We start from the raw sequence: 12,139 nt of genomic DNA, 5'->3' as shown, positions 1-12,139 counted from the left end.
CGTAGCCGAGCGGCTACTTCGCCTTGACCACGTCGATCACGAACCACAGCGTCGCATTGCCGGGGATCGACTCGCCGCTCCCCTGCGCGCCGTACCCGAAGGCCGGCGGGATCTGGAGGAGGACGCGACTGCCGACCTTCACCCCGGTGAGACCGATGCTCCAGCCCGGGATCAGCCCGCTCAGCGGGGAGTTCAGTGGCGTGCCGCGCGAGTAGCTCTCGTCGAACGGGGCCGTCGCGTCGTACGTCGAGCCGAGGTAGTCGACGGTGACGGTGTCGGAGGCCTTCAGCGCCCGGCCCGTTCCCTCCTTCAGGACGACGCGCTGGACCGGCGTGTCGAGCGCGGGCTCGTCGACGCCCGAGAAGTCCAGACCCGTGGGCTTGCCGTTCTCCTCGACGACCGTCGGCTGCTCGTCGGGCGACGCGTCCTGCGCCTTGTCGTCCGTGGGCGTCGGTGCGACCGCCTCCTTCTCCACGAGGTCGGCGACGATCACCAGGCTGGCGGTCGGGTCGACACCCAGGTCGTTCTCCTCCTCCCCGAGCACGTCGCTCGCGAGGGCGACCGCGACGACCCTGGAGCCGTAAGTCTGTCCCTCGAGCAGCGCGCGGAAGACCGCGTCGAGCTGGTCCGGATCGTTGGGGATGGGCTGGGGCGCACCGTTGTCGTAGTCGCTGAGGACCTGCTCCTGGGTGGTGCCGTTGCCGACCCACAGGTAGGTGCTCACGGTGTCGCCGTCCGCGACCGCGGCGCCGTCACCCTCCACCACCGTGGTCACGGTCGTCTCCTCCGGCGCCTCGATCGCGGAGCTCCACTCCGCGCTGATGCTCTCGCCCACCTCGCCGCTGAACGAGACCTCGTCCAGCTCGCCCGCGGCGGCGCCGGACGCCTCGGACGCGGAGGCGGAGTCCGGTTCGGAGTCCTGCGACCCACAGGCGGCGAGAGCAGGGGCGAGGAGGAGGGCTGCGCACAGAGCAGCCGTCGGGCGATGGAGACGTCGAAGCACAGGGGACCTTCTGGTGAGGGCGAGAGTGACCTCGCCACGCTAGCCAACGAACCTGAGCAGAGCCTGGACGCCGCGCGCACCAGCACAGCGGCTCAGCAGCCGGCAGCTCAGCTGGTGGGATCGACGATGGTGATCCCGGCGACCTTGGCCTGGTCGTATCCCGGCAGGAGGGCCGCGGCGTCGTCGAGACCGATGGTGCGCTCGATGAGCCGCTGGGGCTGCAGGACTCCCGCCTCGATCAGCGCCAGCATGTCGGGATAGTCGCTCGCCGCCATCCCGTGGCTGCCCAGGACGTCGAGCTCCCACGCGATCACGCGTGACATGGGCACCCGCGGGTGCCCGTCGACCGGTGGGAGCAGTCCCACCTGGACGAGACGACCTCGACGTCGCAGGCTCAGCAGGGCCTCGGCACAGGTCTGCTCGCTGCCGACCGCATCGATCGCGATGTCGCTGCCACCCGCGATCAGCTCTCCGATCGCCGCGGGGATGTCGGCCCCGTCGGCGGCGACGGTGTGCTCTGCGCCGAGCCTGGTGGCCACGGCGAGGGCCTCGGGATTGCGGTCGACCACCACGACACGACCGCCCAGCGCGCGGGCGATCATCACCGCGCTGAGACCGACTCCCCCGGCACCGATCACCGTCACCCACTCCCCCTGGGCGAGTCGCGCACGTCCGACGAGCGCGCGGTACGCCGTGGCGAAGCGGCATCCGAGGCTGGCCGCGGTCGCGAAGCCCACCTGCTCGGGGATGGCGACGAGGTTGGTGTCCGCGGCGTGGAGCGCGACGTACTCGGCGAACGAGCCCCAGTGGGTGAACCCCGGCTGCTCCTGGTCGGGACAGACCTGGGCGTCGCCCCTCAGGCACCAGGCGCAGCGTCCGCAGCCGCAGACGAACGGCACGGTGACCCTGTCCCCGAGCCCCCACCGGGTCACGCCGGCGCCGACCTCCACGACCTCGCCGGCGAGCTCGTGGCCGGGCACGTGCGGGTACGCGATCTCGTCGTGCCCTGCCCACGCGTGCCAGTCGCTGCGGCAGATGCCGGTGGCGACCACGCGCACGACCACGCCGCCGGCGGGTGCCGCGGGCTGGGGCACTTCCCGGACCTCGGGCCGTGACCGGGCGGCGTCGACCACGAGTGCGCGCATCCGGACATTCTCGCAAACGCTCGCCGGGCGTCCTCTGCTGCGCGTCGAGGTCTAGCGGTCGGGCGGTGTGGCGTCCTCCAGTCGGACATCCGCGGGAAGCCTCCGCTCCACCGCCTCCAGAGCACCGCTGACGTCCACCCGGAGCAGGACGACGTCGTCCCCGGGGAACTCCGGGTAGAGCCCCAGCAGGTGCTCCTCGTCCTCCCACCTGAGGTCCGAAAGTCCGGGCAGTCCGCTGAACTCGGTGAGAGGAACGGTGCCCAGGATCTCCCCCGTGGCGGCGTCGGCGATGGTGTTGCCCGGCGCGTCGATGCCCTGGAGCAGCACGTGTCGACCGTCGGGACTGAAGCTCACGATCTCGCTGCCCCGTGGCCTCCAGGCGGTCAGCGCGTCGATCCGCCGGGGCTGGCCGGACGGCGGGACCGCCCACAGCTGCCGGGTCTCGCTGTCGCGGACGATGACGTCGTCGCCGCGGAGCAGCACGAGCTCGGGGCGGCCGCGGGTGGCCGGCACCGGGCGGGTGGTGCTCTCCCCGCTCGAGACGACCACGACGAGCTGCGGCGCAGCCCCGTCACCCGCCCCAGGGCACGGAGCCGCCAGATAGCCGACCGCTCCGCCGTTCCCGGCATGCAGACCGCTCGAGCAGCCGAGGCGCTCGGTCTCGCCGTCGGCCCCCTGACGATAGGTCGAGACCGAGGTGGGCACGCCCTCGTCGGACATGCCGTAGGTCGTCTCGGTGTAGAGGAACCCGTCCCCGACCCGAGCGAACTGGCCCAGCGGCCCACCCGCCGGCGGAGCGGGTCTCCGAGTGCCGTCGGCGGCGACGTACTCCCCCTCGACCGCGTAGCCCAACCGCGGGGGTGCTCCGAGCGGCAGATCGTCGATGTCGAAGACACGCGCCGACAGCGACGTGGTGGGTGACGACGGCGACGTGGTCGCTGTTGGCTGCGACGTGGTCGGGGACGGCTGCGCGGGCGCGGGAGCCGCGTCCGGTCGCAGGAGGATCGCTCCCGGAAGGGCGATGACACCCACGGCAGCGGCGGCGGTGAGCACGGCGCGACTGCGGTGGCGACGACGGATCCGACGGGCTCTGGCGGCGACGGAGCTCACGCTCGTGGGGTCGTACGCCGCCGCGTCGGCCGTACTGCGCAGGGCGTGGCTCAACCGGTCCTCGGATCTCGTCATCGGGGGTCCTCCGGCAGGGCGGTGCGCAATGTGGCGATCGCTCGATGGGCCTGCGACTTCACGGTTCCGAGCGTGATGCCGAGGACGGCGGCGGTCTCCGGCTCGGTGAGCTGCTCGTAGTAGCGCAGCACGATGACCGCCCGTTGGCGCGGGGGGAGCGCTTTGACGATGCCCCACACCGCCGCGGCGGAGCCGTCGTACTCGTGTGCGGGCACGCCGACCTCTGGCGGGCTCTCGGAGCTCACCTCCCGGCGACGCCATGGACGGCGCCAGGTCGAGCGATGCTCGTTGAGCATGATCCGCCGGGCGTAGGCGTCGACCTGGTCGTGGTCGCTGAGCCGATCCCACGCGAGGTAGAGCTTGGCCAGCGTGGTCTGGGTGAGGTCCTGACCCTGGTGCGGGCAGCCGGTCAACAACAGGGCGAGCCGCTGCATCGCGCCTTCGCGGGCAGCGAGCCAGGACTCGAAGTCGCTGCGCTGTGACACCTCGGTCTCCACCACCTCCACACGCGATCCGTCGGCCAACGGTTGCACGCACATGCCTGCCAGTTGTGGAGGTGGCAGGAAACGACGAAGGGCCCGTCTCAGCGTTTCCGCTGGGACGGGCCCTTCTGACTGCTGTACCCCCGACCGGATTCGAACCGGCGCTACCGCCGTGAGAGGGCGGCGTGCTAGGCCGCTACACAACGGGGGCCTTGCGAATCTCCGCCTTGCGGCTTCGTTCGCGAGCGAAACTTTAGCAGTGCTGCTGTCTCGCACAAAATCGCGGCCAGCGACCGCGATCTCGCTGGGATACTAGGACTCGAACCTAGACTAACTGGACCAGAACCAGTCGTGCTGCCAATTACACCATATCCCATGGTTTTGCAAGCCCTTGCAGGCCCTCAGGCCCGTCCTGGCGCCGAGGAGAAACCATACACGCGTCCGCGGGAGGCCACCAAAACGGCCGAGTCCGCGGTGCGGCGCAGCCCCATCGCGCGGGCCACGAGGAGGGCCAGTCCGAGGTAGACCAGCGACTGCGTGAGCGTCGTGGGGATGGTCCACCAGCTGCTCTCGGTGGGGTTCAGCGCCGTCGCCATGTCGCTGAAGGCCAGCGCCAGGCCGAAGGCCAGCCAGTTGTTCAGCACGTGCATCGCCAGCGCCGCCTCGAGCCCGCCGGTGAGCACCACGAGCAGCCCGGCCACGATCCCGAAGGCGAACCGGTCGAAGAAGATCGGGATGCTCTGTCCCAGCCCGTGGGCCAGCGCGAACAGCAGGGCCGGCACGAGCACGGCCACGGCACGGCTGCGGAACAGCCCGCCGAAGGCCTGGGTCAGGTAGCCGCGGAACGCGTACTCCTCCCCCGCGGCCTGCAGCGGGGTGAGGAGGAGCACGACGATCATGAAGTCGCGGATCTCGCGGGTGAACTCCTGCGGAGTCGCACTGATGTCCGTGCCCTCCTGGGCCGGCAGCAGCGCCGAGACCATCACCGTGGCGATGAGGGCCAGCACCGAGATCCCCAGGCAGGCCACGAAGTAGCCCCACCGCATCCGCGGGAACACCGACGTCGTCCAGCGCGGCTTGAGCCCGTGCAGGACCCGGGTCAGGAACCACACGACGGGGATCAGGCTGGCCAACGAGAGGTTGAGGTAGGCGAGTCCCAGGGGCGTGGGGTCACCGAGGTCGAGCAGGGAGCTCATCGAGTCGCCGACCGGCTCTCCGGCGACGGCGAACCCGATCGTGAACGGCACCAGCCAGAAGGCAGGGGCCAGGATCACCATCGTGACGGCGAGCAGCACCACCCCGAGCAGGGTGCGCCACCAGCCGCGCTCCCCGGCCCGGTGCAGCTCGTGGAACCCCAGCGGCGGGTAGGCCGCGTCGATCGCGTCCTGGGTCAGCTGGGGGCCGGGGACGACTGGCTGCACGCTCAGGCGTCCTGGGCGCTCTGCAGACGCGAGAGGCCTCGCTCGCGCCCGAGCAGCTCGAGGGACTCGAACAGCGGAGGCGAGATCCGACGCCCGGAGACGGCGACGCGGACCGGACCGAAGGCCAGCTTGGGCTTCAGCCCGCGCTCCTCGATGAGCGCGGTGCGCAGCGCCTGCTCGATGTCGGCGGTGGACCACGTGTGCAGCGCCGCCAGCGCGTCGTACGCCGCTCGCACGACCTCGCGGCCGGCGTCGTCGATCGGGTCGGTGCGGGTGAAGCTCTCCTCGTCGACGAAGAGGAAGCCCAGCATGTCGACGGCCTCGGTGAGCTTGTTGATGCGCTCCGCGACCAGCGGCATCGCCAGCTCGAGCAGCCGCGCGTCGGAGTCCGAGACCGGGTCGGAAACCACGCCGGCCTCCTTGAGGAACGGCAGCACCCGGTGCGTCATGTCGTCGAGGGTCAGCAGCCGCATGTGGGAGGCGTTGATCGCGGCGGCCTTCTTGAGGTCGAAGCGTGCGGGGTTGGGGTTGACCCGGCGGATGTCGAACGCCTCGACCATCTCGTCGAGGGTGAAGATGTCGCGGTCCTCGGCGATCGCCCAGCCGAGCAGGGCCAGGTAGTTGAGCAGGCCCTCGGGCAGGAAGCCCTGCTCGCGGTAGTGCAGGAGGTGGGCCTCCGGGTCGCGCTTGGAGAGCTTCTTGTTGCCCTCGCCCATGACGTAGGGCAGGTGACCGAACTCGGGGGTGAACTTCGCCACGCCGATCGCCTGGAGGGCGTCGAAGAGCGCGACCTGGCGCGGGGTGCTCGAGAGCAGGTCCTCGCCGCGCAGCACGTGACTGATCTCCATCAGGGCGTCGTCCACGGGCGCCACCAGCGTGTAGAGCGGGTCGCCGTTGGCGCGCGCCAGCGCGAAGTCGGGCACGAACTCGGCCTGGAAGGAGATCTCGCCGCGCACCACGTCGTCGAAGCGGATCTCGCCCTCGGGCATCCGGAAGCGGACCACGCTGGCACGCCCGACGAAGCCCGCCAGCTGCTCCTCGCTCAGCTCGCGGCAGAACCCGTCGTACCCCATCACCTTGGAGCCCGACGCCTTGCGGCGCTCCTCGACCTCGGCGTTGGTGCAGTAGCAGTCGTAGGTGTAGCCGGCCTCGCGCAGGCGGTGGAGCACGTCGCGGTAGATGTGCGAGCGCTCGCTCTGCAGGTAGGGCCCGTAGGCCCCGCCCACGAGCGGACCCTCGTCCCAGTCGAGGCCCAGCCACTGCATGACCTCGATCAGGGAGTCGTAGGACTCCTGGGTGTTGCGGGCCGCGTCGGTGTCCTCGATGCGGAAGACGAACGTGCCGCCGTGGTGACGGGCGAAGGCCCAGTTGTAGAGGGCCGTGCGCGCCAGCCCGACGTGCGGGCTGCCCGTCGGGGACGGCGCCATCCGGACGCGGACCGGACGGTCCCCCGCCGCGGAGCCCGGAGCCGGGGCGTTGGTCGGGCTGGTGTCGTTGGTCGAGGCCATTTAGCGCTGAGCCACCTTGTTCGTGAGAGTGCCGATGCCGGCGATCGAGATCTCCACCTCGTCGCCGACGTTCATGGGACCGACACCCTCGGGGGTGCCGGTGAGGATGACGTCGCCGGGCAGCAGCGTCATCACGCTGGAGACGTGGGCCACCAGCGTGGGGATGTCGAAGATCAGGTCGCGGGTGTTGCCGTCCTGCATCAGGTCGCCGTTGAGGTGGGTCTGGATCGAGACACCGTCCGCGAAGTGCTGCGGGTCGAGGTCGGTCTCGATCCACGGGCCGAGCGGGCAGAACGAGTCGAAGCCCTTGGCCCGGGTGAACTGCACGTCCTTGCGCTGCAGGTCGCGCGCGGTGACGTCGTTGGCGATCGTGTAGCCGTGGATGACGTCGGTGGCCTGCTCGGGCGGGACGTCGCGGCAGATCCGGCCGATGACGACGGCGAGCTCGCCCTCGTAGTGGAGGTCCTGGGTCTGGCGCGGGTAGAAGATCGGATCGCCGGGGCCGACCACCGAGGTGTTGGGCTTGAGGAACATCAGCGGCTCCTCGGGCAGGTCGCTGCCCATCTCCACCGCGTGGGCGGCGTAGTTGCGCCCGATCGCGACGACCTTGCTGCGCGGCAGGACCGGCGCCAGCAGGCGGACGTCGGCCAGCTTGTGCTCCTGCTCGAGCAGCTTGATGCCGACGTAGAGCGGGTCGCCGGCCAGGGCCACGATCACGCTGTCGTCGGCGGGCTGGCCGAACTCGTCGACCTCGCCGGTCACGACGCCGTACAGGGGGTCTTCTCCAGTGGTGAATCTCGCGATGCGCACGAGGCGAGCCTAACGTCCGGGGGCGCTTACCCTTGTCCCGATGGACGTGCAGGTGCTCGACGAGGCGCAGTGGTCGGCCCGGCGGGCCGCCCACGAGGCGCGCGTGGACGCCTTCGTGCAGCCTCACCTCGCGCGGCGCGAGTCCCGGGTCAAGCACCCGGTCCACGACTTCCTGTTCACCTACTACTCCCAGCGCCCGGCGCAGCTGCGCCGCTGGCACCCGGGGTACGGCGTCGCGTTGGCAGGCGCCGAGGAGCACCTGGGGCTCAAGGGCTACGAGCCGGTCGGCGAGGGGCTCGTGGCGGTCAGCACGGAGTACGTCGCGAGCCAGCGACCGCTGCTGGAGTCCCTGCACGCGCTGCTCACCGCGACCGCCTCGCGACCGGCCAACCTCGGCTGCTTCGGCATGCACGAGTGGGCGATGGTCTATCGACTCACCCCCGAGCAGGTCCGCCACGCCGACTGGCCGCTGCGGCTGGGTGCGGACGGCACCGACCGGGTCGTGGAGTCGCACCGGATCGCGTGCTCGCACTTCGACGCGTTCCGCTTCTTCACCCCGGAGGCGAGGCCCTTGAACGCGCTCTCGCCCACCAGCGGCGACCGCGCGGCGTACGAGCAGCCGGGGTGCCTGCACGCCGGCATGGACCTCTACAAGCACGCGTTCCGGCTCACCCCGATGGTCTGCTCCGACCTCGTCGCGGACTGCTTCGAGCTGGCCCGCGACATCCGGGAGCTCGACATGCGCGCCGCGCCGTACGACCTCAGCGATCTCGGCTTCAGCGCGCTGCCGGTGGAGACCGCCGAGGGCAAGCGCGAGTACGCCGAGCGCCAGCGCACGTTCGCGGAGCGCGGTGCTCCGCTGCGCGCGCGACTCATCGGTGAGTGCGAGCGGCTGCTGGCCGCCGATGTCCCCGCTGCGCGTTAGCGTGGTCGCCATGTTGCGAGCCGTCGTCGTCAGCCTGCTGGCCGTGCTGGTCAGCGCCCTCCTCGTGCCCGTCTCGGGGCCCGCGGCGTCCCGGGAGCCGGACCCGCGGTGGCGCTTCTACTCCTCGGACCGCACCGCCTACGCCTCCCCGTGGTACGTCGGCCGCCACCGGATCATGATCCCGTTCGGCTGCACCCGCGCGCCCTACTACTCCCCGGACTCGCGCTGCTCGCGCAACCGGGGGTTCCACCACGGCCTCGACATCGCGATCCCGTGTGGCCGCAAGCTGAGGGCAGGTCGTCCCGGCTGGGTGGTCGACAACAGCGCACTCGGTCCGGCCTACGGGCGCAACCCCCTGCTCATCCGCAACCACCGGCTCGGGGTCGACATCCTGATCGCCCACACGCGTCGGGTCTTCGTGCAGCGCGGTGACCGGGTGCGTCGAGGCGACGTGATCGCGCGCGTCTCCGACGACGGCGCCCCCGACGGCTGCCACCTGCACTTCGAGGTCCGCGACGCCCGCGGCGGGCTGTCCACGGCGGTCGCGCCGCGGCGGCTGCTGGGCCTGCGCAGGTGAGCGAGCCAGCAGACGGCGAGGTGCGCGGCGTCAACTACCGCGACGAGGACTGGTACGGCGACGACCTGGGCTCGGCGCGCTTCGTGGGGTGCACGTTCACCGAGGTCGACCTCACCGAGGTGCGCACCAGCGGGGCCGTGTTCGAGGACTGCACGTTCGACCGCTGCCGGTTCAACTCCTCGGTCCACGTGAGCAGCGCGTTCGTGGCCTGCACCTTCCGCAGCACGAGCTTCTTCGACGCGACCCTGGAGGGCTGCAAGCTGATCGGCTCCGTCTTCGAGCGGTGCACGCTGCGCCCGGTCAAGATCCGGGGCGGCCAGTGGGGCAGCGTCACGATCCGCGGCACGGACCTGAGCCGACTCGACCTCTGCGACCTCGACCTGCGCGAGGCGGACCTCTCGCTCAGCAACCTCAGCGGGTGCGTCCTGCGCGGTGCTCGGCTGGAGTCCGCCACCCTGCGCGAGACCGACCTCGCCGGCACGGACCTGCGCGGCACGAGCCTGGGCGGCGTCGACCTCTCGGTCGCGCGACTGCGGAACACCCACCTCGATCTCGCCGGCGCTGTGCTGCTCGCCGAGCTCAACGGTGCGATCATCGACCTCGGCTGAGGACTACTCCGTCCCACCCCGGGTAGAACAACCGCCGACCACACCTCGCCCTCAGGAGGCTCCGCTCCATGTCCCACTCCCAGCAGCCCCCGCTCGGCCCCGCGGACCCTGGCAAGGGCCCGGGCAGCAGCGGTCCGGGCAGCAGTAGTGGGGGCACCGGCGGCTTCGGCCCCTCGTCGTACCTCTCCGGTCCGATGGGCGCTCCGGGCAAGCCCCCGACGTCCGGCCGGGACAAGCTGGTGCTCGGTCTGCTCGTGGCCTCGCTGGTCCTGGGCCTGCTCGGCACGGCCGGCATCGTCTACGGCCTCAACAAGGACGACGAGACGACGGTCGCCGGTCCGAGAGAGGGCGGTGAGGACCCCACGGAGTCGCCCAGTGCCTCGCCCACCGAGTCCCCCAGCGAGTCACCCAGTGAGACGCCCACCGACGAGCCGACCGATGAGCCCACGGACGAGGAGACGAGCGAGGCGCCCGACCCGCCGGAGCGGGGCGAGAAGCTGAAGGCCAGCGAGTACCGCGACGACTGGAACTTCCGGCTCGGCGACGTGAAGCTGTCCGCGAAGAACGCCGGGTCGTGGGACTACAAGAAGTGCGGCCCGGTCGAGAAGGACGGGACGCTCACCGCCAAGGGCTGCCGCTACGCGGTCGAGGCGACCTACAAGGCGCGGGGCGGGAATCTCCAGTTCACCCACATCTTCTTCGGCATGCGCAACGACAAGGCCGCGGAGAAGGCCGCCAACCAGATGAAGGAGGAGCACTTCAACATCCAGGACGGCCGCTTCCTCCCCAACTTCACCGCCGGCAAGTTCCGCACCGGCGCCAGCGGCGAGGTCGTCGTCGTGACCGTGGCGACGCGGACCGACAAGGTGACCAACAAGATGCTCGACGAATACCTCAAGTACGCCCACGTCGACTTCAAGTCCGCGCTGCTCTTCCGCAGCATCGGCTGAGCTGGGCCTGTCACCAGCCCAGCCTCACCAGCCCCTCGCCAGCCCCGCCTCACCAGCCCGGCGGGCGGCGCTCGTGCCAGGGCGCGGCCGCCTCGATCTGGGCGGAGAGGCCGAGGAGCAGTCCCTCCTCGGCCGGGCGGCCGGCGAGCATCACCCCGACCGGCAGTCCGCCCGAGCTCACGTGCAGCGGGAGCGAGACCGCGGGCATCCCCGTCACGTTCCACACCGACGTCCACGGGGTGAAGGCCATCTGCGCGGCGAAGTCGGCGGCTGGGTCCGCGTCGTCGCGCAGGGCCCCGACGGGCAGCGGCAGCTGGGCCACGGTCGGCGTCAGCACCACGTCGTACGGCGCGAGGGCGCTCAGCGTGGCGGCGGCGTAGCGGCGCATCTGGCCGATCGCCAGCCCGAACTCCGGACCGGAGACGGCTGCGCCCCGCGCGGTCAGCCAGCGGGTCAGCGGTCGGAGCATGTGCTCGCGACCCGCCGGCGCGCTCGACAGCGCGGTCAGCACCGCCCAGCAGGTCTCGAAGACTGCGATCGCCTCGGGCGCGAGCGGCACGGGGATGTCCTCGACCTCGTGGCCCAGGGACTCCAGCAGGCGGGAGGCGTCCTCCCAGGCCATCAGGCACTCGGGGTCGACCGGGGCGTCGGGGTCGAGCACCGGGGCCCGGAACCGGGCGACGCGCAGCCGGCGCGGGGTGCGGTCGCAGGCGGAGAGGAAGCTCTCCTCCGGCTCCGGCGCCCAGGTCGGGTCCCCCACCCGGCGACCGGCGAGGACGTCGAGGAGGGCGGCCGCGTCCCGCACGGTGCGCGCGAGCGGGCCGTGGACCGCCAGTCCGATCGGGTCGCCGTACATCGGCGCGCCGCTGACACGCCCCCGGGTCGGCTTCAGACCGACGAGACCGCAGCAGGACGCCGGGATCCGGATCGAGCCGCCCCCGTCGGACCCGGGCGCGACCGGCACAAGTCCCGCGGCGACGGCGGCCGCGGCTCCGCCGGAGGAGCCGCCGGCCATCCGGGTGGGATCCCAGGGCGTCACGGCCGGGGGCAGGCCGTCGGGCTCGGTGTAGCAGGGTGAGCCGAACTCGGGCGTGCTGGTCTTGCCCAGACTGACCATGCCCGCCGCCTCGAGCGACGTGGTGACGTTGTCGGAGGTCTCGGGGACATAGTCGGCGAAGGCCGCGGAGCCGAACGTGGTGCGCACGCCCGCGGTCAGGTTGAGGTCCTTGATCGCCGTCGGCACGCCGTACAGCGGAGACGCGTCGGGACCGGGGCGCCCCAGTGCCGCCGCCCGCTCACGCGCCAGGTCGGGGGTCAGCGTGACGAACGCCCCGACCTGGTCGGCGCGCCCGAGGTAGTGGTCGACCAGCTCCAGGGGCGTCACCTCGCCGCGGCGGACGAGGTCCCCCTGCTCGAGCGCGGTCAGGTCGTGCAGCTGCTCCTGGGGTGCGGCCATGCCCCGACGCTAGCGCCGCCTACCAGGACACAGCCCCTCCCCCGCCCAGTCGGCGCAGTTTCACGGCCC

At 71.5% G+C, this 12,139-nt stretch carries 12 protein-coding genes and 2 tRNA genes; 4 read left to right on the top strand and 10 right to left on the bottom strand.

Translation table 11 applies throughout. The features are described 5' to 3' along the window. Window positions 1–13: 13 nt before the first annotated feature. From ACYU7L_RS14640 to ACYU7L_RS14600, 9 genes are all read right to left on the bottom strand, one after another. The gene (locus ACYU7L_RS14640; protein ID WP_460797929.1) at window positions 14–1,003 is read right to left on the bottom strand and encodes an FKBP-type peptidyl-prolyl cis-trans isomerase; all 990 of its coding nucleotides are present in this window, start codon (window positions 1,001–1,003) and stop codon (window positions 14–16) included. 107 nt (window positions 1,004–1,110) lie between these two features. Next, window positions 1,111–2,148 carry a zinc-binding dehydrogenase gene (locus tag ACYU7L_RS14635; protein WP_460797927.1) on the bottom strand — a complete coding sequence of 346 codons (1,038 nt, stop codon included), beginning with the start codon at window positions 2,146–2,148 and terminating at the stop codon, window positions 1,111–1,113. 51 nt (window positions 2,149–2,199) lie between these two features. Beyond that, a complete protein-coding gene (locus ACYU7L_RS14630; RefSeq protein ID WP_460797925.1) occupies window positions 2,200–3,333 on the bottom strand; it encodes a hypothetical protein in 1,134 nt (377 codons plus the stop codon). Next, window positions 3,330–3,818: a SigE family RNA polymerase sigma factor gene (locus tag ACYU7L_RS14625; protein ID WP_460797923.1), complete on the bottom strand. Its 489-nt coding sequence runs from the start codon at window positions 3,816–3,818 to the stop codon at window positions 3,330–3,332. Before ACYU7L_RS14625 ends, ACYU7L_RS14630 begins: the two co-directional genes overlap by 4 nt. A 135-nt stretch (window positions 3,819–3,953) precedes the next feature. Beyond that, window positions 3,954–4,026: transfer RNA gene (locus ACYU7L_RS14620), tRNA-Glu, on the bottom strand. 93 nt (window positions 4,027–4,119) lie between these two features. Next, window positions 4,120–4,191: transfer RNA gene (locus ACYU7L_RS14615), tRNA-Gln, on the bottom strand. Window positions 4,192–4,216: 25 nt separating this feature from the next. Further along, complete coding sequence (locus ACYU7L_RS14610; RefSeq protein WP_460797920.1) at window positions 4,217–5,236, bottom strand: lysostaphin resistance A-like protein; 1,020 nt, start codon at window positions 5,234–5,236, stop codon at window positions 4,217–4,219. 2 nt (window positions 5,237–5,238) lie between these two features. Then, the gene (gene gltX, locus ACYU7L_RS14605) at window positions 5,239–6,663 is read right to left on the bottom strand and encodes a glutamate--tRNA ligase (RefSeq protein WP_460798808.1); all 1,425 of its coding nucleotides are present in this window, start codon (window positions 6,661–6,663) and stop codon (window positions 5,239–5,241) included. Between the two features lie 81 nt (window positions 6,664–6,744). Further along, the gene (locus tag ACYU7L_RS14600) at window positions 6,745–7,554 is read right to left on the bottom strand and encodes a fumarylacetoacetate hydrolase family protein (protein ID WP_460797917.1); all 810 of its coding nucleotides are present in this window, start codon (window positions 7,552–7,554) and stop codon (window positions 6,745–6,747) included. A 40-nt stretch (window positions 7,555–7,594) separates the two neighbouring features. On the opposite strand from ACYU7L_RS14600, the gene ACYU7L_RS14595 reads away from it, so the two are divergent. From ACYU7L_RS14595 to ACYU7L_RS14580, 4 genes are all read left to right on the top strand, one after another. Continuing rightward, entirely contained in the window at window positions 7,595–8,479 is an 885-nt protein-coding gene (locus ACYU7L_RS14595) for a 3-methyladenine DNA glycosylase (RefSeq protein WP_460797914.1), read from the top strand. A gap of 10 nt (window positions 8,480–8,489) precedes the next feature. Then, on the top strand, window positions 8,490–9,056 hold the full coding sequence (locus ACYU7L_RS14590) for a M23 family metallopeptidase (RefSeq protein ID WP_460797912.1): 567 nt from the start codon (window positions 8,490–8,492) through the stop codon (window positions 9,054–9,056). Further along, complete coding sequence (locus ACYU7L_RS14585; protein ID WP_460797911.1) at window positions 9,053–9,664, top strand: pentapeptide repeat-containing protein; 612 nt, start codon at window positions 9,053–9,055, stop codon at window positions 9,662–9,664. The genes ACYU7L_RS14590 and ACYU7L_RS14585 overlap by 4 nt, the downstream gene beginning before the upstream one ends. Window positions 9,665–9,732: 68 nt before the next feature. Continuing rightward, window positions 9,733–10,614 carry a PT domain-containing protein gene (locus ACYU7L_RS14580; RefSeq protein ID WP_460797909.1) on the top strand — a complete coding sequence of 294 codons (882 nt, stop codon included), beginning with the start codon at window positions 9,733–9,735 and terminating at the stop codon, window positions 10,612–10,614. Window positions 10,615–10,663: 49 nt separating this feature from the next. Here ACYU7L_RS14580 and ACYU7L_RS14575 read toward each other — a convergent pair whose 3' ends face one another. Further along, window positions 10,664–12,070, bottom strand: a complete 1,407-nt coding sequence (locus ACYU7L_RS14575; protein WP_460797907.1) for an amidase — start codon at window positions 12,068–12,070, stop codon at window positions 10,664–10,666. Window positions 12,071–12,139 lie beyond the last annotated feature (69 nt).

Source organism: Nocardioides pacificus (genome assembly GCF_054775955.1).
The sequence above is the reverse complement of the archived record's forward strand: the minus strand, read 5'-3'. Positions and strand labels throughout refer to the sequence as shown.

Excerpts from the sequence above, each read along its gene's own strand:
- ACYU7L_RS14635 (WP_460797927.1), bottom strand. The coding sequence starts at position 2,148 with ATGCGCGCACTCGTGGTCGACGCCGCCCGGTCACGGCCCGAGGTCCGG.
- ACYU7L_RS14630 (WP_460797925.1), bottom strand. The coding sequence starts at position 3,333 with ATGACGAGATCCGAGGACCGGTTGAGCCACGCCCTGCGCAGTACGGCC.
- gltX (WP_460798808.1), bottom strand. The coding sequence starts at position 6,663 with ATGGCGCCGTCCCCGACGGGCAGCCCGCACGTCGGGCTGGCGCGCACG.
- ACYU7L_RS14595 (WP_460797914.1), top strand. The coding sequence starts at position 7,595 with ATGGACGTGCAGGTGCTCGACGAGGCGCAGTGGTCGGCCCGGCGGGCC.
- ACYU7L_RS14590 (WP_460797912.1), top strand. The coding sequence starts at position 8,490 with ATGTTGCGAGCCGTCGTCGTCAGCCTGCTGGCCGTGCTGGTCAGCGCC.
- ACYU7L_RS14580 (WP_460797909.1), top strand. The coding sequence starts at position 9,733 with ATGTCCCACTCCCAGCAGCCCCCGCTCGGCCCCGCGGACCCTGGCAAG.
- ACYU7L_RS14575 (WP_460797907.1), bottom strand. The coding sequence starts at position 12,070 with ATGGCCGCACCCCAGGAGCAGCTGCACGACCTGACCGCGCTCGAGCAG.